2 protein-coding genes are annotated in these 2,285 nt (G+C 74.1%); one reads left to right on the top strand and one right to left on the bottom strand.

Going from position 1 to position 2,285, the window contains the following annotated elements; genetic code table 11:
- Positions 1-541: DUF6328 family protein (locus FOE67_RS23140; protein WP_323385345.1), on the bottom strand; the 541-nt coding region annotated here is incomplete at its 3' end.
- 239 nt (positions 542-780) lie between these two features.
- Here FOE67_RS23140 and FOE67_RS23135 point away from each other — a divergent pair.
- The gene (locus FOE67_RS23135) at positions 781-2,208 is read left to right on the top strand and encodes a cryptochrome/photolyase family protein (protein ID WP_182666780.1); all 1,428 of its coding nucleotides are present in this window, start codon (positions 781-783) and stop codon (positions 2,206-2,208) included.
- Positions 2,209-2,285 lie beyond the last annotated feature (77 nt).

The following is a 2,285-nucleotide window of genomic DNA, read 5'->3' as shown; positions in this document are numbered from 1 at the left end:
GGTCCCCTCCGCCCCGCCGGCGCCGGGTGCGCTTCTGCCGCCACAGGGCGTAGATCGGCATGGCGAACCAGCACAGGACGAACCAGATGAAAAGTCCCAGCACGATCCAGTAGGCGGTTCCGCTCTGCAGCACCAGCAGGGTGATCAGCAGCATCGCGCAGGTGACGGTGCACAGCAGCAGGAACAGGCCGACCACGGTGAGGATCGAGGCCAGGTCGACCGTCTCCGGCTTGAGCCGGCGTCCGGTGACGAAGCGGTGCAGGGTGACCGGACCGATCAGCGCGCCGGTGGAGGCCGCGCCGAGGACCACGGTGAGGACGTACAGGTGCACCTCGGGGGTGGTCAACTCCTCGAAGCGGGGGGCGAAGGCGGCACCCAACAGGAAGGCGAGGAGGACCTGGCCCCCGGTCTGGGCGACCCGGACCTCCTGGAGGAGTTCGTTCCAGCGGCGGTCGGCCCGCTCCTCCTCGGTCTCGCGCCGTCCCCGCTTCAGTTCCTCGTCCCCCGACCGCCCGGGGACGCCCTCGTGTTCCGTGCCCACGGTCGCCGCCACCTCCGCGTCCCACACCTGCGCACCCGAATCGCCGAACCGTTCGACGGTACTCCGAACAGGGGAAACGAGCCCGGTGCGACACCCCGCGCACACGACACGACGCGCGCCCCCATGGCACGACGGGCGCCCTCCGATGGACGCATCCGGGGAGCCGGGTGCGCCGGAATCCGCTGTGATCGAGCAACGGGTGCGTCCCCTCGACCGGGGCGCGGGAGGAGAGTGCCGGCATGACAGCGAATGGGGCCGGGGGCGGGAGCCCGGCGGACGGGGCCGAGGCGGTGGCCCTGTTCACCTCGGATCTGCGCGTCCACGACCAGCCCGTGCTGCACGCCGCCCTGACGGACGCGGGGCGCTCCGGGGCGGTGGTCCCCCTGTTCGTCCGCGACACCGGCGTGGGCGCGGCCGGTTTCGACGCCCCCAATCGCCGGGCCTTCCTCACCGAGTCCCTGGGCGACCTGGACGCGGCGCTGCGCGAGCGCGGCGGGCGGCTGGTGATCCGCTCCGGGGCCGTGGTCGAGGAGGTGTGTCGGGTCGCCGCCGAGGCCGGTGCCCGGCGGGTGCACCTCGCGGCCGGGGTCAGCCGGTACGCCGCCGACCGCGAGCGGAGGCTGCGCCGGGAGTTGGGACGCGAGGGACGCGAACTGGTGGTGCACGACGCCGTGACCACCGCCGTGCCACCCGGCTGGGTCACCCCCTCGGGAGGCGACCACTTCGCCGTCTTCACCCCCTACCACCGACAGTGGGAGCGGGTGGGGCTGCGGGAGGTGCTGCCGGCGCCGCGCCGGGTGCCGGTCCCGGAGGGGATCGGCGGCGAGGAGCCCGGATCCGCCGAGAACGTCCCCGGTGTCTCGCCGGAGCGGGCCCGGGGCGGTGAGCGGGAGGGCCGCCGTCGGATGGCGGAGTGGCTTGACCACGGCATCCACGATTACCCCGACCGGCACGACGACCTCGCCGGGGACGGCACCTCCCGCCTCTCCCCCCACCTGCACTTCGGTTGTGTCTCCGCGGTGGAATTGGTGCGTCGCTCGCGTCGGGTGGGCGGCGCCGGCGCGGAGGCGTTCGTCCGCCAGGTGGCCTGGCGCGATTTCCACCACCAGGTCCTGTCGGCCCGCCCGGGGTGCTCGCGGCGGGACTACCGGGGTCGGGAGGACCGGTGGCGGTCGGCCGACGGCGAGGCGGCCGGTGAGGTGGCGGCCTGGCGGGAGGGGCGCACCGGTTACCCGATCGTGGACGCGGCGATGCGGCAGTTGGCCGCCGAGGGCTGGATGCACAACCGCGGCCGGTTGTTGGTGGGCAGCTTCCTGACCAAGACCCTCTACGTGGACTGGCGGGTGGGTGCCGACCACTTCCTGTCCCTGCTGGTGGACGGCGACATCGCCAACAACCAGATGAACTGGCAGTGGATCGCCGGCACCGGCACCGACACCCGCCCCAATCGGGTGCTCAACCCCCTGGTCCAGGCCGGGCGGTTCGATCCGGACGGGGCGTACGTCCGCCGGTGGGTGCCCGAGCTCGCGGGGCTGGAGGGAGCAGCCGTGCACGAGCCGTGGCGGCTGGAGGGGTTGGACCGGGCGCGGATCGGGGACTACCCGGACCCGATCGTGGACCTGGCCGAGGGACGGGACCGGTTCCAGCGGGCCCGACACCGGGGGTGAGCCCGCCCGGTTCCGTTCCCCGGGGCCGGATCGGGGTGTCCCGGCGGGCCCCGCGCCGGGACCGTCGCGGGGGCTGT

It is taken from the genome of Streptomyces calidiresistens (assembly GCF_014141525.1).
GTDB lineage: Bacteria > Actinomycetota > Actinomycetes > Streptomycetales > Streptomycetaceae > Streptomyces > Streptomyces calidiresistens.
The sequence above is the reverse complement of the archived record's forward strand: the minus strand, read 5'-3'. Positions and strand labels throughout refer to the sequence as shown.

What these genes read in the sequence shown, in the direction of transcription:
- FOE67_RS23135 (WP_182666780.1), top strand. Translation starts at nt 781, where the DNA reads ATGACAGCGAATGGGGCCGGGGGCGGGAGCCCGGCGGACGGGGCCGAG.